19 protein-coding genes are annotated in these 18181 nt (G+C 66.0%); 8 read left to right on the top strand and 11 right to left on the bottom strand.

From position 1 onward, the window contains the following. The 4 genes from AC1D34_RS17750 to AC1D34_RS17735 form a co-directional block, all read right to left on the bottom strand. Positions 1-828: acyltransferase family protein (locus AC1D34_RS17750; RefSeq protein ID WP_476824882.1), on the bottom strand; the 828-nt coding region annotated here is incomplete at its 3' end. Between the two features lie 71 nt (positions 829-899). Further along, on the bottom strand, positions 900-1904 hold the full coding sequence (locus AC1D34_RS17745) for a glucokinase (RefSeq protein ID WP_476824881.1): 1005 nt from the start codon (positions 1902-1904) through the stop codon (positions 900-902). A 3-nt stretch (positions 1905-1907) separates the two neighbouring features. Beyond that, positions 1908-2687, bottom strand: coding sequence for a 2-oxo-tetronate isomerase (gene otnI / locus AC1D34_RS17740; RefSeq protein WP_476824880.1), 780 nt, complete (start codon positions 2685-2687; stop codon positions 1908-1910). Between the two features lie 174 nt (positions 2688-2861). Next, positions 2862-3842 carry a hypothetical protein gene (locus tag AC1D34_RS17735; protein ID WP_476824879.1) on the bottom strand — a complete coding sequence of 327 codons (981 nt, stop codon included), beginning with the start codon at positions 3840-3842 and terminating at the stop codon, positions 2862-2864. 159 nt (positions 3843-4001) lie between these two features. Between AC1D34_RS17735 and AC1D34_RS17730 the strand changes: the two genes are divergently transcribed. Next, positions 4002-4382 (top strand): hypothetical protein, encoded by a 381-nt coding sequence (locus AC1D34_RS17730; protein ID WP_476824878.1) that lies wholly within the window; start codon positions 4002-4004, stop codon positions 4380-4382. 22 nt (positions 4383-4404) lie between these two features. Here the strand turns inward: AC1D34_RS17730 and AC1D34_RS17725 are convergent, their stop codons facing one another. Both AC1D34_RS17725 and mdoH read right to left on the bottom strand, forming a co-directional pair. Continuing rightward, positions 4405-5163 carry an FkbM family methyltransferase gene (locus tag AC1D34_RS17725; protein WP_476824877.1) on the bottom strand — a complete coding sequence of 253 codons (759 nt, stop codon included), beginning with the start codon at positions 5161-5163 and terminating at the stop codon, positions 4405-4407. Next, positions 5160-6980 carry a glucans biosynthesis glucosyltransferase MdoH gene (mdoH, locus tag AC1D34_RS17720; RefSeq protein ID WP_476824876.1) on the bottom strand — a complete coding sequence of 607 codons (1821 nt, stop codon included), beginning with the start codon at positions 6978-6980 and terminating at the stop codon, positions 5160-5162. Before mdoH ends, AC1D34_RS17725 begins: the two co-directional genes overlap by 4 nt. Positions 6981-7025: 45 nt before the next feature. On the opposite strand from mdoH, the gene AC1D34_RS17715 reads away from it, so the two are divergent. The 4 genes from AC1D34_RS17715 to AC1D34_RS17700 all read left to right on the top strand — a co-directional run bounded on the left by AC1D34_RS17715 (position 7026) and on the right by AC1D34_RS17700 (position 10186). After that, the gene (locus AC1D34_RS17715) at positions 7026-8033 is read left to right on the top strand and encodes a zinc-dependent alcohol dehydrogenase (RefSeq protein WP_476824875.1); all 1008 of its coding nucleotides are present in this window, start codon (positions 7026-7028) and stop codon (positions 8031-8033) included. A 63-nt stretch (positions 8034-8096) separates the two neighbouring features. Next, entirely contained in the window at positions 8097-8498 is a 402-nt protein-coding gene (locus tag AC1D34_RS17710) for a 6-pyruvoyl trahydropterin synthase family protein (RefSeq protein WP_069879596.1), read from the top strand. 57 nt (positions 8499-8555) lie between these two features. After that, the gene (locus AC1D34_RS17705) at positions 8556-9350 is read left to right on the top strand and encodes a glycosyltransferase family 4 protein (protein WP_476824874.1); all 795 of its coding nucleotides are present in this window, start codon (positions 8556-8558) and stop codon (positions 9348-9350) included. Next, a complete protein-coding gene (locus AC1D34_RS17700; RefSeq protein ID WP_476824873.1) occupies positions 9347-10186 on the top strand; it encodes an SAM-dependent methyltransferase in 840 nt (279 codons plus the stop codon). The genes AC1D34_RS17705 and AC1D34_RS17700 overlap by 4 nt, the downstream gene beginning before the upstream one ends. A 10-nt stretch (positions 10187-10196) precedes the next feature. On the opposite strand, the gene AC1D34_RS17695 is transcribed toward AC1D34_RS17700, so the two are convergent. Continuing rightward, on the bottom strand, positions 10197-10778 hold the full coding sequence (locus AC1D34_RS17695; RefSeq protein WP_441505154.1) for a cytochrome b: 582 nt from the start codon (positions 10776-10778) through the stop codon (positions 10197-10199). A 325-nt stretch (positions 10779-11103) separates the two neighbouring features. On the opposite strand from AC1D34_RS17695, the gene ribA reads away from it, so the two are divergent. Genes ribA through AC1D34_RS17680 form a run of 3 tightly spaced genes read left to right on the top strand, consistent with a single transcriptional unit; the run spans position 11104 to position 14306 of the window. Continuing rightward, a complete protein-coding gene (gene ribA, locus AC1D34_RS17690) occupies positions 11104-12183 on the top strand; it encodes a GTP cyclohydrolase II RibA (RefSeq protein WP_476824872.1) in 1080 nt (359 codons plus the stop codon). A 31-nt stretch (positions 12184-12214) separates the two neighbouring features. Continuing rightward, positions 12215-13852, top strand: a complete 1638-nt coding sequence (locus AC1D34_RS17685) for a hypothetical protein (RefSeq protein WP_476824871.1) — start codon at positions 12215-12217, stop codon at positions 13850-13852. After that, positions 13755-14306 carry a hypothetical protein gene (locus AC1D34_RS17680; RefSeq protein WP_476824870.1) on the top strand — a complete coding sequence of 184 codons (552 nt, stop codon included), beginning with the start codon at positions 13755-13757 and terminating at the stop codon, positions 14304-14306. Before AC1D34_RS17685 ends, AC1D34_RS17680 begins: the two co-directional genes overlap by 98 nt. Before the next feature lie 7 nt (positions 14307-14313). Here AC1D34_RS17680 and AC1D34_RS17675 read toward each other — a convergent pair whose 3' ends face one another. From AC1D34_RS17675 to AC1D34_RS17660, 4 genes are all read right to left on the bottom strand, one after another. Then, a complete protein-coding gene (locus AC1D34_RS17675; RefSeq protein WP_476824869.1) occupies positions 14314-15174 on the bottom strand; it encodes a TIGR01459 family HAD-type hydrolase in 861 nt (286 codons plus the stop codon). Between the two features lie 5 nt (positions 15175-15179). Beyond that, the gene (locus AC1D34_RS17670; protein ID WP_441505150.1) at positions 15180-16118 is read right to left on the bottom strand and encodes a sugar kinase; all 939 of its coding nucleotides are present in this window, start codon (positions 16116-16118) and stop codon (positions 15180-15182) included. A gap of 103 nt (positions 16119-16221) precedes the next feature. Continuing rightward, positions 16222-17484 carry a coiled-coil domain-containing protein gene (locus AC1D34_RS17665; RefSeq protein ID WP_441505149.1) on the bottom strand — a complete coding sequence of 421 codons (1263 nt, stop codon included), beginning with the start codon at positions 17482-17484 and terminating at the stop codon, positions 16222-16224. A gap of 86 nt (positions 17485-17570) precedes the next feature. Beyond that, the gene (locus AC1D34_RS17660; RefSeq protein ID WP_043237907.1) at positions 17571-18149 is read right to left on the bottom strand and encodes a DUF1134 domain-containing protein; all 579 of its coding nucleotides are present in this window, start codon (positions 18147-18149) and stop codon (positions 17571-17573) included. Positions 18150-18181: the final 32 nt, after the last annotated feature.

The raw sequence follows: 18181 nt of genomic DNA, 5'->3' as shown, positions 1-18181 counted from the left end.
AACCAGGGCCGATGGCGCCGAGTTGCCGCTGCCGGATGATGCCGCCGCGACCAGGAGCGTGGCAGCCGATCCCCTCAGCAGGAAGGACATCCAGGGCGTGTCTGCCCCGGGAAGCCAGGCTGCCAGCAGCAGGATTGCGACGCCCAGGACAGCAACGAGCCAGCGCGGCCCACCCGTGAGCCGAAAGCCCTGCCGCCTCAACAGGGCCAACCCCATCCCGGCGGCGAATTCCAGCACGATCGGCTGCCCCCAGAAGCCGAATGGCAATGGCAGGGGGCCAGACAGAGCCTCGGTCGCAACCAGCACCGCGAGCGCCAGCGTCACCACCAGGACGACTGCGGCCCGCGGCAGGAGGAGCGCTGCGCCGAACAGCACGTAGAACAGCATCTCGTAGTTCAGTGTCCAGCCGAGCGAGTAGACGGGCTGGACGAGACCGGCAGATGAGACGGCCGGCCAGAACAGATAGGATGCCAGAATCTGCCCGAGATCGGGCGCAGCCGAATTGAGCGCACCGGGGAGCAGCAATCCCGCCAGCAGGAACAGCGTCGTCGCCGCCCAGTAGAGCGGCACGATGCGGGCAAGCCGGCGCGTCAGGAACAGGCGAGGCGCATCCTCGCGACCAAAGAGCTCGCCGGACGCATGCACCATGATGAAGCCGGAGACGACGAAGAAGATATCGACGCCGGCCATCCAGGGCACGAGATGGGAGGGCGTGAAACTCGCTCCCGAGCGCTGGGCCAGAGCAAGCGCGTCCGGCTGGACGTGATGCACGGCGACCATGAATGCCGCGAAGGCGCGCAGAACCTGGATGCCATAGAGCTGGGACAAGGAGCGGAAAAGCCCTGACGAGAGGATGCGGCGCTCTGCGCTGATCGCGAAGCGTAGCTGCTACCCGCCGTTCACGGAAACCACAATCGGGCCTTGTCGTCGAGACCAAAGCGGGCCGGAGATGCCGCAATGGCGGCAAGCCCCTGCTCGGCAGCGTCCGGAACCGTGATGACATGCAGGGCGAAGCGCGCCGCAAGTTCTTCCATCGGCGGCTTGCCATTGAACATGGCATGGAGTGCGGCATTGCCCGCAAGCGGCAGGAGACGTGGTACGATTCCGCCGGCGATATAGACGCCACCGGTCGCCTTGAAGATAAGGGCGAGATCGCCGGCAACCCGCGCCAGCAAGCGCCAGAAGCGGATGACCGCCATCAGCGCGGCAGGGTTGCCGTCGAGCGCCAGTGTCGTCACATCAGCGGCGCTGACCCGCGCCTCCTCCATGCCTGTTTCGCTGGCGATGGCGCGATGCAGGCGCACCAGACCATCACCGCTCAAGAGCGCCTCGACCGTGACGCGCGGCAGACCGGCCGCCAGCGCCGGCCAGATCTTCTCCTCCGCCTGATCCTCGGGCCCGACGCCGATATGCCCGGCCTCGGTCGGGATCAATGCGCCCCTGCCATTCCGGCTGACCAGAGCTGCCGCACCAAAGCCGGTCCCGGGTCCGAGCACGAGACGCACTCCCTCCGCCTCGGGCTGCCCCGGCACCAAGGTGACCATGTCCTGCGGCTTCAAGACAGCGAGCGAGGCGGCGAGCGCCTCGAAATCGTTCACCAGCAGCCCCTGCACCAGCCCAAGCTCGGCGGCCATGCCAGGCCCATCGAAATGCCAATTGGCATTGGTCAGCTGGGCAGTACGTCCATCGAGCGGCCCTGCTACCGCAAGAACCGCCGAGCGAGGGCGTGGTTCGAGAGATGCCAGAACTGAGGCCAGCGCTGCATCTGGTGTAGGATAACTGCCGGTCTGGATACGCGCCAGCGGCTCAGGCCGTGCACCGGCGTGCTGCACGAGCGAAAGGCGGGAATTGGTCCCGCCAATATCAGCAACGAGGACCGGGTAGGCAAAGGGCTCGGCGCGCATCGCTCAGGCCTGCTTTTTCCAGTCGGAGAACCAGCCTAGCCCCTCGAGCGTCCCGGCCCTTGGCCGGTACTCGCAGCCGACAAAGCCAGTATAGCCGAGACCGTCGAGTTCAGCGAACAAACGCGGATAATCAGGGCCGAGTGCGTCCGGTTCATGGCGGCCATTGGCGCTGGCGATCTGGACATGGCCGACCAGCGGATAGAGCGCCTTCAGCTTGCCAGAGACATCGCCGTGGATCAGCTCGCAGTGATACATATCGAACTGGAGCCTGACATTGGGCCGCCCTGACTCGCGGATATAAGCCGCGGCCGCATCGAAATCATTGAGGAAATAGCCCGGCATATCCTTGCCGTTGATCGGCTCGAGCAGGAGATCGATGCCCTGCTCGGCGAGCTTGTCGGCGGCATGGGCGAGCGAGGCACGATAGGCCGCCTGGGCTGCCGGATCCCCGGGATCGGCATGTCCCGCCATCATATGCAGGCGCTTGACCCCGGTGGCATGCGCATAGGTCAACGCGGTTTCGACGGAGGCGCGGAATTCCGCCTCCCGGCCCGGAATGGCGGCCATGCCGCGCTCGCCCTTGGCCCAGTCGCCCGGCGGCAGATTGAACAGCGCCTGCTCGAGTTCAGCCCCCGCGAGCGCAAGGCTCACCTGCTCGACCGGGTGTTCATAGGGGAACAGGAACTCCACGGCCTCGAAGCCAGCTTCCGCGGCCGCCTTGAAGCGGTCGAGAAACTCCCACTCGTTGAACATCATCGACAGATTGGCGGCAAAACGCGGCATGGCATCCTCAGGCAAACGAAACGCGCGCCAACCTATCGGGCCGCACGCCCTGCGTCATGTGAGAACGCAACAGAGGCGCTTTGCGTTCCGATGGGAGATCAGCCTCCTCGTCGCGAAGTCAGCCCGGATGACCAGCAGGCGCCGGCGACATCGCGAGGGAGCGCGGGAGCGCTGCTATTTCTTGGCAGGCGCCGCCGGCGGGTTCGGATCCCTGGAGAAATTGCGGAAGACCATGTCCGGCGAAGAGGTATTGTGACGCGAGTGGGTCGTGCGGCCCATCCAGATATCGCTCGCCTTGCCGCCGCTGAAGGGCATCAGCAGTTCCTCGCGCCAGCCCTTGGCTCCGGGCTCGCGTATGGCGATGCGGGCGACGTCGTTGTTGAACTCGGTGACGTACATCGAGCGCAGCGCCACAAAGGCCTTGCCGCCGGTAACCGGCTTGTCGAGCACGGCATCCAGCACCATGCGGTTCTCGTCGACGCTGTCGAGCTTGAGCGTCGCAGCCGAGCCATCCTTGAAGTTCATCTTGAAGGAGGTCGTCTTCGGGTCGAACTCGATCTCCTTGATGTTCACCACCGGCCTTGCGCCATCCTGTTCGATCGGTCCGAACAGGAAGGATGAGCCGTAGGAGGAGAAGCCGAGATGCTGCGGCGGCATCGGCCGGGCGCGCCAGTAGCCGTCCTGCGGATAGACCACGAGGACTTCGTAGGATTTGTCCTTGCCGAGCTTCCAGAGCTGCACGAGATGCAGGCCCTTCTCGACCCGGTCTCCAACCTTGAAAGTCGTGTCAGACGGCCGCCAGAAGGTCGGGAAGGTGTAACCGACGAGCCAGTAATCGATGCTCTCGTAGAAGGTGACCCGGCGCGGCGGTGTCGGCGCGGTGAAGACCGGGTCGCCGGTCATATCGCAGGCGGTCCAGTCAGCGTCCCAGTTATCGCGGACCAGCCCGGCGATATAGGCCGGATGTGCCGCCTCGATCTGGAACCGCCGCACTTCAGGCGAGATCGCCTTGATCGTGACGTTGTCCTTCTCGGCGCAAAGCACCGGCTCCGACTYGTTCTTCACCTCGACAGCGACATCGCCCACAGCGTGCACCGGCGCGGCGAGAAGCAGGAGAGAGAGCGAGAGAGCGATTGGGCGGGCGAGGCTGAACATGACCATCCTTCGAAAACGGCTTTCGACGCCAGCATGGCGAAGGCCTGATGAATGCAAGCTGGCTGGTCCCTCTTAGGACGTGAGGGCGGCCGATGAAAGGATGCGCCCCAAGGGACGGACGTTGCCGCAGGCGGCCATTTCAACCGATGATAGGCGTTGATGCGCGGATCGCTCGCGCCGGTGCTCCTCATCGGGCTGGTCCACTCCGTTCTCGGCGAAGTGCTGRTCTTCCGGCGCATGCGCCGGGGCGGCCTGATCCCGACGATGGGCGAGCCGCTGCTACGGGAACGGCATGTCCGTATCCTCTGGGCGAGTTGGCATCTCCCGAGCATTCTCGGCTGGGCGTTCGGCATTCTGCTGATCTCGATCGCAGCCTCTGCAGGCGAGCCCGTGGCGCCAGCCCTCGTCGTCCGCATCGTGGCGGTATCGCTGGCCGTCGGTTCCGTCCTCGTGCTGGTTGCGACGAAGGGCAGGCATCCCGGCTGGCTGGGCCTTCTTGCGGCGGCAGCGCTGGCCTGGCTCGGGCAGCCGGCCGCTTGAGCAATGCGACGATGCCCGCCGCTCAGCCCTGCAGTACGGCGTAGACATCGCCCGAGTTGGCCGAATGCGGCAAATCACGCAGGAACCCGCCCATTGCTTCGGCGCTGGCCTCCTCGGAGAGTTCGAGGGACTGGCTTTCACCGAGTGCGACATTGAAGCGGTACGGCCCCAGTGTCTCGAGCAATGCGAGGCAGCCCTCGGCGACATCGCGCTGGATCGTTGTGAACTCGAACGAGATCACCGGCACCCGCCGCGAGAGCCCGGCAAGGACATTGGCCTCGAAACCTTCGACGTCGATCTTGATGAAGGCAGGCTCGCCATAGCGCGAGATCAGAGCGTCGAGCGTCGTGCAGGGCACCGTGATCTCGCGATCCCAGACCTGGTCTGCCCAGCCCTCGGCGCCGTGGGCGGCACCGACAAACTGCTCGGACACGGTCGAGACGGTCGGATTCGCACTGTTGATCCTGAGCGTCACCGTGCCGCCCCGATCGCCGCACGCGGCCTGCACCAGAATGACGTCCCGATCCCGACCGTGAATGAGGCGAATGGCGCGTGCCGGACCGGGTTGCGGCTCCAGCGCAACAACCCGCGCACCGAGCCGGCGGAAGGAGGAAACCCGGTCGCCGACATGGGCTCCGATATCGAAAGCGAGATCGCCGGGCTTCAGGAAACTTGCATAGAGCGCATCCATTGCCGCGTGGCGTTCACGATCACGATGATAGACCCTGAGCGAGCGCGCAATCGCCTTGGCCGTACCCTTGGGATAGGCCACCCCCGTCACGCGTGCGTCTCCGCCCGGATGGCGACGAGTTCGGCCGGAGCATCGAAATCCTCAGGGATACCGCAGAGACCGCGGGCGACGAACCATTCGCCCAGCGCCGGTGCGGCGGTCAGCATGGCAAAGGGAATCGCCAGCACATAGCCGGCGGTCAATGGCAGCGACCAGAGCAGTACCGTCGGCGACAGGATGGCGAGCGTAACGAAGATATAGAGCCCGAAAAGCAGATGCGGCCACAAACCTGCGAATGCCGTCGCAAACGATAGCGCGTGTGCATCGCGCGACTGGCCGTTCCAGCCGATCTTCGCTCGCCCGAAGGCAAGGCCGATCATGAACAGCGTCGTGCGGAAGGTCGAGACCGCTCCCTGCAGGAAGGCAAAGACGATCTCGATCAGCGACGAGGCGATGAAACGGTCCGTGCCGCCGTAACGCTTCGTGCCTCCTCTGGTCAGCAGGATATCGGCAAAGCCCGCCAGCTTGGGCGAGAGATACATCGTGAAGAACACCATGTAGAGGAAAGCCGCGAGCCCCGCCGGGTATCCGGCGATATTGCCATCCTCGAGCACCTTCCAGGGCAGCAACGCGATCATCATCGTCCAGGCGGGCAGGCCGAGGAACATCAGGATCGCCCAGACGAGCTGGAAGCGGCTCATCGGCTTCAGGCCCGGCAGATCGAGCAGCTTGAGATATTGCAGGTTGCCCAGGCACCAGCGCAGATCGCGCTTGGCGAATTCGAGCATGGTCGGGGGGTTCTCCTCCCAGCTTCCCATCTCCTCCGGCAACACGCGCACCTCATAGCCGGCGCGGCGCATCAGCGTCGCCTCGACCTGGTCATGGCTCATCACCGCCCCGCCCAGCGGCGGTCCGCCAGGCAGCACGGGCAGATGGCATTCATCGCGGAAGGGCGCGATCCGCACCATGGCGTTGTGCCCCCAGAACGGCCCGCACTCGCCGATCCACCAGGCCGAGCCCATCGTGTAAGGGCGCATGCCGTGACGCATGCCGAATTGGAAGATCCGAGCGAAGGCCGACCTGCTCGGCATGCCGACGACAAGGCTCTGCAGGATGCCGAGCCGCGGATGGGCCTGCATCATGCGGGTCAGCCTGACGATCGCCTCGCCCGACATCACGCTGTCGGCGTCGAGCGGCAGCATCAGTTCGTAGCGATCGCCCCAGCGCTCGCAGAATTCACGGACATTGCCGGCCTTGAAGCCGGCATTATCGGTCCGGCGGCGATAGGTCACCCGGCCGCTCTCGCCGAGCTCGCTCGCCCACCCCTCGGCGAGCGCCTCCTCCGCAGCGGCGACACGAGGATCATTGCTGTCGGAGAGCACGAAATAGTCGTACCAGCCGCCTTGCCCTGTCGCGTCAAGGCTTTGCTTGACCACGCGCAGGCGACGGAAGGCCCGCGCGGGGTCCTCGTTGCGAAGGGTCATCAAGACTGCAGTGCGAACCGCCAGCGGTGTCGCGACATCGCCGTCAGCGGCGAACGGCGCAACCTGCTCGCGCCCGTCCTCGACGCCATGCAGCAGCCAGAGCCCGATTGCAGCATTCCAGAAGCCGAGCACGGTCCAGGGAGCGCCGAACAGGAAGGCGACGAAGATCACCATATCGGCAAGCGTCCAGCCGCCCGCCCCCAGCACCCGCGACAACCCGAAGAGAAGGCCGGCGAGCGTGACGAGATTGAGCACGAGAACCAGCAGTCGGCGGGCCCGCAGCACGCCGATCGTCTGCAGTCCGGCGGGGGTTAGCCCCGGCAGCGTATCGCCTGCCTCTTGCGCCGCCGGCTGGAACGTGGTCGGAGCGGGGCGCTGGTTCATGGCGGTTTCCGTCATGCGGTGGTGCAAGGCGAGGGTCTGCTCAACATGGCGCAGGAGCTAAAGCCGGCATTCGCAGCCGGCGCAAGTTCGACGGCGATGGGCCTCTGGTATGTGGCGCCGCRTGAATGCGCCCTGAACACCGTTACGGTGCCCCCGGTGGGACCGGGCGATTGCCTTGTTCGCACGCTCTGGAGCGGCATCAGCCGTGGCACCGAGCGCCTGGTCTTCGAGGGGCGCGTGCCGCCGTCCGAGCACGAGCGCATGCGCGCGCCCTTCCAGGAAGGAGCGTTCCCGTTCCCGGTCAGATATGGCTATTGTGCCGTCGGGCTGGTTGAAGCTGGGCCGGCCGATATCATTGGCAAGACGGTGTTTTGCCTCCATCCGCATCAGAGCCGCTTCGTTGCGCCGCACGAACGCCTGACGGTCGTGCCCGATGCCGTTCCTGCTCGCCGCGCGGTGCTCGCCGCCAATATGGAAACCGCCCTGAACGCGCATTGGGATGCCGCATCAGGTCCCGGCGACCGCATCGTCGTCGTCGGTGGCGGCGTGCTTGGCCTGCTGGTCGCCTGGCTTGCGGCGCGGATGCCCGGTGCCGATGTGACGCTTGTCGATATCGACCCCGGCCGCGCGACGCTGGCAGAACAGCTCGGCTTCGGTTTCGCACGGCCCGACGCCGCCCCCGAGAACGCCGATCTCGTCTTCCATGCCAGCGCCTCGGCGCCAGGGCTTGCCACGGCGATAGCAGCGGCCGGTTTCGAGGCCCGCATCGTCGAGCTGAGCTGGTATGGCGAGGGCGTTGTGCCCGCCCCGCTCGGCGGCGCCTTCCATTCCAAGCGATTGCAGATCGTCTCCTCGCAGGTTGGGCAGGTCTCACCTTCGCGCCGTTCCCGATGGGACTACGCCAGGCGCGCCCAGGCCGCGATGGCCCTCCTCGCCGACGAACGTCTGGACGGGCTGATCACGCAGGARATCCTCTTCGCCGACGCTCCGGCGCAGCTTCCCGGCGTGCTGTCAGCAGATTGGCGCGGGCTTGCGGCAGTGCTGCGCTATTGACCTGACACCGGCGCGTTGGCCAAGACAGGAGCCTGCCGACGCGCCGGCTCAAGGGAGTTGCACATGTTTTCCGTCGAAGTCCGCGACCGCATCATGATCGGCCACTCGCTGCCCGATCCGTTCTTCGGCCCGGCGCAGAACATGCACGGCGCAACTTTCGTGGTCGATGTCGCCTTCTTCCGCGAGCGGCTCACGCGCCAGAATGTCGTGGTCGATATCGGCGCCGCGCTCGACGTGCTGAACAAGACGCTGAAGCCTTTGAACTATCAGAACCTCGATGCGCTGCCGCAGTTTTCTGGCGTGCTCACCACCACCGAATTCCTCTGCAAATATATCTTCGACGCAATCGCTGGAGCCGCGAAGTCGGGGGCCCTCGGCGAGGACGGCGCCGGGCTGTCCCGCATCCGCGTCACCTTGCATGAGACCGACCTCGCCCGCGCCAGCTATGAGGGCGCCCTCGCGTGAGCGAGATCGTCTTCGCGATCCCCGGCGAGATCGACCTACCTACGGGCGGCTATGGCTATGATCGTCGCCTCCTGCGGGAATGGCGCGCGAACGGCGTCGCAGCGCGGCATCTCGCCCTGCCCGGCTCCCCGCGCGCTGATTGCGCGCGAAACCGCCGCTCTGCGTCATGCGAGCGCCATCATCGTCACGAGTCCGGCGACCAAGCGCCTTCTGGTCTCCGATTTCGGAGTCCCCGCCGGGCGCATCGCAGTGGCGGAACCCGGCGTCGATCGGGCGCCGCGTGCTGCCGGCGGCCGCCCGGACGAGCCGCTGCAACTGCTCGCGGTCGGGTCTCTCGTCCCGCGCAAAGGCTACGACATCCTGGTTGAGGCCTTGCACCCGCTGCAGGGCCTTGCCTGGCGGCTCACGATCATCGGCGCGGCCGACCGGGCGCCCGCGACAACGCTCGCGCTCAAGGCACAGATCGCGTCTTCCGGGCTTCAGAACCGGATCACGCTGGCGGGGGCCGTCGGCGACGCCGAGCTGGCGCAGGCCTATGACAAGGCCGACATCTTCGTCATGCCCTCCCTCTTCGAGGGATATGGCATGGTGCTGACCGAGGCGATGGCGCGAGGCCTGCCGATCCTGTGCACCACCGGCGGCGCAGCAGCTGAAACAGTGCCGGACGACGCCGCCATCAAGGTTGCTCCCGGCGATGCCGGCGCATTGACCCGGGCGTTGAGCGAGCTTCTGGCTCAACCGACTGGCAGAAAGCGCCTCGCCGATGCCTCCTGGGCCGCGGCCGAGACATTGCCTCGCTGGCAAGACACCGCGACGATCGTCGCCGAGACCTGCCGAAAGGTGTTTGCATGAGCGGCTTTTCTCCAGACTGGCTGGCCCTGCGCGAGCCGGCCGATCACGCGGCACGCAACCCGCAATTGCTTGCAGCCGTTGGCGCCCATTTCTCCAGCCGTCCATCGCTGACCATCGTCGATCTCGGCTGTGGCGCAGGCTCCAACCTACGCGGCACCTATTCCACGCTCCCCGCCCGGCAGCACTGGACGCTCGTCGATTTCGACGAGCGCCTGCTTGGCGTCGCTCGCGAGCGCCTCGCGGCCTGGGCCGATGACGTCCGCGAGCAGGGCGAGGAGCTCGTCCTGAGCAAGGGCGGCAAGACGATCACCGTCGATACCCGCAAGGCGGACCTGAACAAGGATCTCGAATGGGTCCTGGGCTGGCAGCCCGATCTGGTGACCGCCGCCGCCCTGTTCGACCTCACCTCGAAGCGATGGCTTGAACGCTTCGTCGCCGCACTCGTGAGCCAGAACGTCCCGCTCTACACGGTGCTGACCTATGACGGTCGCGAGCAGTGGCAGCCGAAGCATGACGCCGACGCCAGAGTCCTGGCGGCCTTCCACCATCATCAGCACAGCGACAAGGGCTTTGGTCCAGCCGCTGGACCGGATGCTACGGAGGCGATGGCCGAGGCTTTCCGCAAATCCGGCTTCGCGGTTTCCACCGGCGAAAGTCCGTGGTTGATCGACGAGAGCCAGCGCGAATTAGCGGAGGCCCTGACCAAGGGCATCGCCGAGGCGGTCACCGAAACCGGCCATGTCGACCCCGCCACGGTCGCAGACTGGCTGGAGGCCAAGCGCGCTACCGTGTCCGGGCTCGTCGGCCATCAGGATCTCTGGGCCCGGCCCGTCTGAAGCGGGTCGGCTAGCGCGATCCCGGCCACATCCGCCGCAGCACGCCGTCTTTGCGGATGAAACGGTGATAGATCACGGCTGCGATATGCGCTGCGATCAGCAGGGCCATGCCGAGCGCCAGCCACCCGTGGATATTGAGCACCCTCTTCGCCATATCCTCATTCGGCGCAGCGAGTGCCGGTAGATCGAACAGATCGAAGATCGTCAGCGCTGGAAAGAGCGACACACCGATCCAGCCCAGGATGGGCACGATGAGCAGCAGGCCGTAGAGCAGCCAATGCACCAGATGCGAACCGGCCTTGTGCCACCACAGCAGGGTCGGCTCGTCGGACGGGGCGCCATGCAGCAGGCGATAAGCCAATCGCCCGGCCATCAGCCAGAGCAGCGTGAAGCCGATCAGCTTATGCGCGCTGTAGAGAGAGTTGGTCAGTGCATCCCAGATATCGAGCGTCTTGCCGCGATAGGTCATCGCCAGGCCAAGCGGGATCATCACGAGGACGAGCGCAACGATCAGCCAGTGGAAACCCCGCGCGACCGGGCTGTAGATCTCTCCCATGCCCGATTTGGCGGCCTTGGCGTCGTGACTGATCACCCTGCTCTCCCATGGCTTCCTGTGATTGGGTATGCCGCTACCTTCGCCCATTCATCTCGCGTTCAATCTCGCCTTCCTATACAGCTGGCGGCAACAGATTGGATGGCTGCTAAGTTCAGCCGACGTGAGGGTTTTGGCAACGGGAACCGTCTGCCCCCGGGAACGTTTCGAAACCGGGGTCAGTCGCGCATCCCTAGCGATTTCCTGATCGTAGAATAAACATTCCTCCGCCGCTCGCCGGTGCAATCTGACGGACAGTTCGATGCCCAAGTCGCCGATGTCTAGGTCGCGTACACTCTTCGGCCGCTCGCAAGAAACCAGCCTCGTGACGGTCGATCGTGCGATCGCAGAATTCCGCGCCGCCCGACCGGTGCTCTTGCGCGATGGCGTCAGTCTGGCTCTGGCTCTGTCCGCGGAGCTCGCGGACGCTGATCTGGTTCAGCGTCTCGACGAACTTGCCCGTGGCCGAGCGCACCTCATTCTCAGCGCGGCGCGTTTGCGCAGGCTCGGAGCCAAGGGCCGGAGCGAGACCGGCATCCTGGCGATGCCGACGCTCGATCTTGCCCGGATCGAAACCCTTGCCCTGAAAATCGACGCCAAGGTCGATGCGCCCGTTGCGCCAGCCGGTTCGCTCGACGAAGCCGCGATCGAGCTCGCCAGGCTTTCGCTGGTCTTGCCAGCGACGATCCTTGTTCCGGTCGCAGCTGACGAGATCGCCGGAGAGCCGCTGGTCGAGGTCACCATTCAGGCGATCAACGCCTACCGGGGCGAACAGGTCGCATCGCTGGCGATCGTCKGGCGGGCGCCGGTGCCGCTGGAAGGTGCGCCGGAAACCGAGTTCGTCGTCTTCCGCGGCGGCGAGGGCCTGCGCGATCAGGTTGCGATCATCGTCGGCAAGCCGGATCTCGACACGGCCGTGCCTGTGCGCCTGCATTCGGCCTGCCTGACGGGCGATCTCTTCGGTTCGCTGAAATGCGACTGCGGCGACCAGCTGCGCGAGACCGTGCAGTGGATGGCAGAGAACGAGGGTGGCATTCTGCTCTATCTGGACCAGGAAGGCCGCGGCAACGGCATCTCCAACAAGATGCGCGCCTACCGCCTGCAGAGTCAGGGCTGGGATACCTATGACGCAGACGAAGTGCTCGGCTTCGACCTCGACCAGCGCCATTTCGATTTTGCCGCCAYGATGCTGAAGCAGCTTGGCGTGACGAGCGTCACCGCCTTGACCAACAACCCGCTCAAGATCGGCGCGATCAAGGCCGCGGGCCTCGAGGTCGCCGCAACCCAGCGCGTGCTCGGCCGGCCGAACGTCCACAACGTCCGCTATCTCGCCTCCAAGCGAGACCGTGCCGGTCACTTCATCGACATGGACGCGTTGATGGCTCGCGCCGCCCCGACAGATTGATCGAGGCAGCAGCTTCGGGCAGAGCTCACTGATGTCCGAGCCCGGCACCGCCCCCCCTCTGGTTCCCTCGACACGCTGGCCGTTGGCCAGCGTGTTCTGCATCGTATTCTGCGCCTGGCTGGCCCTGTCCTGGCCCCCCTATGCCTTTGCCGGATCGCCGCAGGTCGCCGACCCGCAATCCCTGATCTTTTCACCCCCCTTCGCGCTGATCGCGATCTTCAATCCGGCGCCGAGCTTTCGCTGGAGCGACGGCGCAGTGCTCGGCACCTTGCTGGCGGGCGCCCTCGCGGTTGTGCTGCTGTTTCGAGATCGCAACTGGCATCCGGCCGGTGCCGTCGTTGCAGCTCTCGCCTTCGCCTTCGGCGCCTCGGCAGCCTGGCGCATCCAACATATCGGGCAGGTGCTCAGTCTCGGCTACTTCGCCATAACGCTATTGCTGCTGTCGCGTGCGCTTGAACGCAGCTCGCTGATCTACGGCTTGGCAGCAGGCATCGTGGCCGGCTTCATGGTGCTCGGCCGCGATCAGGTCGCATTGCTCGGCGTCTATGTCCTGGCCGGGCTGGTGATCGCCGCCATTGCCATGGCCGACAGGCCGCTGCGGGCCTTGCGCGCAAGCATCCTCCCGCTCCTCGCCGGATCGCTCGGCGCCATCCTCGTCGCGACCGTTCCGATCCTGCTCACCGCCTTCCTGGCCCAGGAATCGAACCGGCCCGCCATCGATCTCATCGGTGCCGGCAAGGGTTCGTTGCACCCTGCATCCCTGCTGACCGGGCTGATCGCCAATCTCTATGGCGCGGCAGGGCCGCTCGAGAACTTCTGGGGGCCGCCGAGTCCTGCCTGGGAACAGCGGTTCGGACCGCTCGATCTCTATCTCGCCCGCAACATGGGCGAGCTCTATCTCGGCTTCCTGCCGATGTTGCTGATCCTGACCGTCGGACTGGTGCGTGGCGCGCTGCTGCGGCGTGAGATCATCGCGATCGCCATCGCAGCGCTGCTGGTGCTGGTCTACGCACTCGGTCGCTACACACCCGGTTTCCGGCTGATCTTCGAGGCGCTGCCCGGCGTGAGTTTCTACCGGCGGCCGGCCGACGCGCTCTTCATCCTGGGGGCGCTGCTTGCGATCCTCGGCGGCTACCTGACCCATCTCGTCATGACCGACACGGCGCCACCGACGCGGCTCTGGCAGGTGCTCGTCCAGGCCGCGCTCCTGGCCGGCGGCCTTGGGCTTGCCCTCTGGCTCGCCTGGACCGTCGGACGTGTCGGTGTCGCGACGATCCCGCTCGTCACGGYGCTGCTCTGCGCCCTCTTGAGCGCGGGCGCACTGGTTGCGGCACGCGGACTCGCGCTGAGAGGGGCAACGCTGGCGGCCGCTGCCCTGCTGGCGGCGACGCTGACGGTGGATCTCTCCGTCAATAACGGTCCGAGCGAATCCACCGCCCTGCCCTCGCAGAATTATGACGTCCTGCGCGCCGACAGTACGAACGAGACGATTGCTCTGCTCAAGCGCGAGACTGCCAGACCAACGCACGTTTTCGCCGCTGATGCCGGGTTACCGCTCGCTGCTCGCCGACATGCTCGGCCTGCGTTTCATCGCGACCGGCGTCCCCGTCGAACAGATCGACAAGACCCTGAAGCCCGGCGACCTCGTTCAGATCGCCAGGACGCGTGATGCTTATGTCTACGAGAACCCGCGCGCCTTGCCACGCGTGCTGCTTGTCGAGAAGGCCGAGCGGGTCGATTTCGGCGCGATCCTGGCAAGCGGCCAATGGCCGGCAAGTTTCGACCCGAGAACCACGGTCCTGCTGGAGCGGGCCCCGCCGCCTCTGCCCGTCGGGCCGGCTCAGTCCGGCTCGGTCCGCATCGCCGATTACGGCACCACCGAAGTTGCTCTCGAGGCGGATGCACCGCGCGGAGGCTATGTCGTTCTCAATGATGTCTGGCATCACTGGTGGCAGGTCGAAGTCGACGGCAAGCCAGCTCAGCTGCTTCGCGCCAATGTCCTGTTCCGGGCGGTCGCTGTGCCGCCGGGCCGATCGAAGATCCGCTTCGTCTTCCGCCCCTTCGAGGGGCTCTACGCCGATATCGGAGCCTGGCTGAAGGCGCAGCGGGCGCCTCCGGTCTGAAGTGCGCTCAGGCGAGCGCGGCCATGGCCGCGACAGGCACGGCCAGCTGCCCTGCCAGGACACGGGTGACGCCAGCCGGGTCGACCTCTCCATCCAGGATCGTCTCTTCGCGATGGATGCCACCGGCGACGAAGAGGCTGTCGAAACCCATCATGCGAGCACCAGCAAGATCGGTCCGCACCGCATCGCCGATCACCAGAACCTTGTCGGCTTCGATCGCGCGCCCGCCACGAGCCTCCCGGGCAGCAGAGAGCGCCAGGTCATAGGCCGGGCGATGTGGCTTGCCGGCCCAGGCGACCGAGCCGCCAAGTTCCTCGTAGATCGTCGCGAGCGCTCCGGCGCAAGGCAGCAGATCCTCGCCGACATGCACGACGAGATCGGGATTACCGCAAATGAAGGGAAGCTTGCGCGCCGCAAGGCGCGTCAGCAGCGGACGGTAATCCTCTGGTGTCTCGCGCCGATAGTCGTTCAGCTCCGTCGCGACGACGAGCTCCGCCTCCGCTTCGTCGACGAGACTGACATCGAGGCCCGCAAACACGGCCCGGTCCGCATGCCAGCCGATATGATAGATCTTCCGTGTCGGGCTCGCTGCGATGAGCGCCTTGGTCACATCGCCGGAGGTCACCAGCCGATCCCAGGCCTCGCGCGGAACGCGCTTGTCGTCGAGAACGCCGGCAATCTGCTCCGAGGGGCCGGGCGCATTCGAGAGCAGCACGACCGCCCCGCCACGCTGCCGGAACTTGATCAACGCATCGCAAGCGGGTTCGAGGGCCCAGACACCGTCATGCACGACGCCCCAGACATCGCTGATGAGCACGTCATAGCCGGCGAGCAGATCGCCGGCCTGGCTCAGGATCGGAACGTTCATCTCAATCAAGCCCTTGCCTCAACGGCCATCCGCGCCTCGACATCGGCGCGCCTTGGCAGCGGCGCGACTGCGCCATAACCCAGCGTGGAAAGTGCCGCCGCGACATTGGCGTAGGCGGCAGCGACAAAGGGATCGCCCGTACGCACATATTCTGCGAGGAAGGCGCCGTCATAGCAGTCGCCGGCTCCGGTCGCATCGATCGCGTCGACCTTGATCGGCACGAAGCGCTGACGCCGCTCCGGCGTCGCAACCAGCGAGCCCTCGTGGCCCAGCGTGAGCGCGACAATCCTTGCGCCAAGGCCGAGATAGAAATCCGCGATCGCATCCGGCTCGCTCAGGCCGGTCAACTGGGTCGCGTCGTCAAAGCCTGGCAGCACGATATCGGCCATGGCGCAGGCCGCATGGATGATCGCTCGCGCCCGGGTCAGCGGCCAGAGCTTCAGCCTCAGGTTGGTATCGTAGGCCGTGGTGACGCCGCTCGCACGAGCCGCGGCAAAGGCCTCGAATACCGCATCGCAGGCACTTGCCGAAATCGCCTGGCTGATCCCCGATGCCTGCACCACCTTGGCCGACCGAACCAAGTCGAGCGGCAGGTCGCGCGGTCCGCAGAGGCTCGCGGCCGACCCCGCACGCAGATACGAGAACACGTGCCCGTTCGGTCCGTGATCGACGAAATAGAGCCCGGTCGGCGCGGTCGGATGGGTCGTGACATGGCTGTCATCGACGTTTTCCCTGGCCCAGAGCTCACGGAAGGAGCGGCCTGCGCTGTCATCCCCCAAAGCGCCGGCATAGGCGACGCTGGCACCCTGCCGCGCCGCGGCGATCGCGCAATTCGAGGTGTCCCCGCCATGTCCGAAGCGGAACGAACCGGCCTCGCCGCGGGTCGCATTGAACTCGCCCAGCGGCTCGCCGATGCAGAGAATATCGAGTGTCTTATCCGTCACGGCACCGTCTCAGGCCAGAGCTGTTGGACGCGGCGAAAAGCCTGCGCGCCTTCCTAAAGCATCAAGCGCCCAAGGTGGAAACGGTTTTCCGCGGGATTGCGCGCTATTCCGCCGCTTCCCGGCTCGGCGGCGGCGCCAGGAGCTGATCGGCGATCCGCACAATCTCCTGCCGCAGGGCGGCATTGTCGCTCCGCGCAGCCGGATCATCGACGGGCTTCGCCTCGCGTCGCAACTGGGACAGTTCCTGCTTGGTGCGCGCAAGCTCGGCTCGCACCTGAGCCAGTGCCCCGTGCAGGGTCTGCGCTTCCGCGTGCTCGGTTTCAAACCGGGCATCCCGAGCCCGCAACTCGTTCTGGGCCTGCGCGACCTCTTCGGCGGCCCGCTGTTTTCTGGACGCGTTCATGGATTTCTCCTGCGCCAACTCCGCTTCGAGTTCCTGCTTCATCCGCACCTGCTGGTCGCGCTCCTCCTCGACCTTGCGGGCGAGCGCCGCGAGACGACCAGCCTCCGCAGCCACCTCAACTGCTCCGGAATCCGCCGCCGCAAGGCCTGCCTCTGCTTGTACCGCGCGTGCGGCCAGGGCGTCGGCGCGCAGTCTTTCGCTATCCCGATCGGTCGTCATCGCCTTGAGCGCGGCCGTCGCCTGATCGACGGCGCGCCGGCTCGCCGCCAATTGGGCTGCGAGCTCGCCGCGCTCTCCCTCGATCACCATGATGCGCGTGCGGCCTTCGACCTGCGCAACGCGATGAGCATCGCCTTCCTGGCGGGATTGCGCGAGCTCGGCCTCACGCTCCGCAAGCAGTGCCTGGGTCTGCTCRAGCGTCGCGCGCAATTCTGCCAGCTCTCCGGTGCGTGCATCGAGATCGGAGCCAGTGCCACGTAACGCAAGCCTGGCCTCGTTCAGGCTGTGCTCCAATGCACCTAGATCATGGATCCGCTGTTCGATCGTACCACTGGCCAGCGCCGCCGCTGCGATTTCCCTGGCCAGCGCGTCGCGGGTTTCGGAGAGATCGGTGCGCGTGGCCGCCAGATCGCCCTCGAGCCCGCTGATGCGTTCTTCGCGGGCACCGAGCTCCCGTTCGAGCCGCCCGATCGCCATGTCGCGGCGGCCGAGCTCTTCCATCGCCCCAGCCCTTGCAGCGAACCCGCTTTCCGCCCGTTGCTCGAGAGCCCGCGCCTGCATCGCCAGTTCCGCCCGCAGATGGTCTCGATCGGCTGCGATCTCCGCCAGCGAGAGCGGGAACGCCGCCTCTGCCCGCTTGCGAGCCAGGCGGTCGGCCCGTCGGGCAAGCGCCGGCAATGCCGCCAGCGCCAGCAGAATGGCTGTCAGGAAGCCGAGCGTGACGAGCATGACGGCTTCGATCAATTCACCGGGCTCCGATCAGGAACGATTCCAAGAACGAAACCCTGCCATGACAACAGCGCCATGGCCAGCAAAACGAGCCCTCCCGGTCAGAACGGGTTCCAGGTCGCCTGCGGCGTGAACTTGAGATAGCCGAGATTGACGCCGAGCCGCCAGCCGACGCCGGTCCGGATCGGCACCAGCGTCACGCCCTCGGCTGCCATTGCAGTGAAGCCGAAGCCGCCGACAAAGTAGACCGAGCCGTCAATGCCGACGAAACGCTGGTAGAGCGCATCGACGACCGGCAGGTTGTAGACCAGCATCATGGTGCGAGCGCCTTCTCCGCCGAAGTCGAAGCCGACGGACGGGCCCTGCCAGAACACTTTACGATCGCCGGCATTACGCGTGAACAGCGTGCCCTCGCCGAAGCGGAGGCCACCGACGAAGGCACCGGACGCCTCCTGGCCGAGAACATAGCCATTGGGTTCGCCCCAGCGCCGGACCGCCTCCTCGATCGTCAGCGCAAGTCCGCGCGAGACATTGCCAAAGAACTGATGACCGGAGCTGACAAGCTCGGTCTGGGAAAAGGACTGCGGATTCTGGCGCTGCGCCAGGACCGGCAGGCTGCTCAGGCCAAGAGTGGCCGAGACAACCGCACCGGCCAGAAGAGAACGGCGAGTGAGATCCATTGAGGAAACTCCGGGCTAGGCGTCGCATCCCG

The sequence above is a fragment of the Allobosea sp. P1_A7 genome (assembly GCF_056406775.1).
The sequence above is the reverse complement of the archived record's forward strand: the minus strand, read 5'-3'. Positions and strand labels throughout refer to the sequence as shown.

Excerpts from the sequence above, each read along its gene's own strand:
- otnI (WP_476824880.1), bottom strand. The coding sequence starts at position 2,687 with ATGCCGCGTTTTGCCGCCAATCTGTCGATGATGTTCAACGAGTGGGAG.
- AC1D34_RS17710 (WP_069879596.1), top strand. The coding sequence starts at position 8,097 with ATGTTTTCCGTCGAAGTCCGCGACCGCATCATGATCGGCCACTCGCTG.
- AC1D34_RS17705 (WP_476824874.1), top strand. The coding sequence starts at position 8,556 with ATGATCGTCGCCTCCTGCGGGAATGGCGCGCGAACGGCGTCGCAGCGC.
- AC1D34_RS17680 (WP_476824870.1), top strand. The coding sequence starts at position 13,755 with ATGCTCGGCCTGCGTTTCATCGCGACCGGCGTCCCCGTCGAACAGATC.
- AC1D34_RS17745 (WP_476824881.1), bottom strand. The coding sequence starts at position 1,904 with ATGCGCGCCGAGCCCTTTGCCTACCCGGTCCTCGTTGCTGATATTGGC.
- AC1D34_RS17700 (WP_476824873.1), top strand. The coding sequence starts at position 9,347 with ATGAGCGGCTTTTCTCCAGACTGGCTGGCCCTGCGCGAGCCGGCCGAT.
- AC1D34_RS17660 (WP_043237907.1), bottom strand. The coding sequence starts at position 18,149 with ATGGATCTCACTCGCCGTTCTCTTCTGGCCGGTGCGGTTGTCTCGGCC.
- mdoH (WP_476824876.1), bottom strand. The coding sequence starts at position 6,980 with ATGAACCAGCGCCCCGCTCCGACCACGTTCCAGCCGGCGGCGCAAGAG.
- AC1D34_RS17675 (WP_476824869.1), bottom strand. The coding sequence starts at position 15,174 with ATGAACGTTCCGATCCTGAGCCAGGCCGGCGATCTGCTCGCCGGCTAT.